Consider the following 267-nt stretch of genomic DNA (forward strand, 5'->3'; position numbering starts at 1 on the left):
AATAACTCCGATGCCATACCGATTAGTTACCGCGCGTTTATTGTTCAACGGAATATCTTCAGTGCCGTCTGCGTCGATCATAAAACGCGAGTCAGCACTACCGCTATAGTCGTGGAAAGCGGCACCGTGGCGAGTCGCAGTGAATGAACCATTCCAACTGGCATTCAGAGAATAATAACTGTCTCGCTGTGATGTACCGGAGAGGTAGAGTCGACCGTTCTCGGTATTATGCTGATAACTGGCGCGTAGTGACGCTTTCATATCTTT

1 protein-coding gene is annotated in these 267 nt (G+C 48.3%); it reads right to left on the reverse strand.

Going from position 1 to position 267, the window contains the following annotated elements; all coding sequences use genetic code 11:
• Positions 1-267 (reverse strand): fimbria/pilus outer membrane usher protein (locus RTW80_RS29475; RefSeq protein WP_312721670.1); only part of this gene is annotated, 267 nt, incomplete at both ends.

It is taken from the genome of Escherichia sp. AM3 (genome assembly GCF_032029835.1).
Lineage (GTDB): Bacteria > Pseudomonadota > Gammaproteobacteria > Enterobacterales > Enterobacteriaceae > Escherichia > Escherichia coli.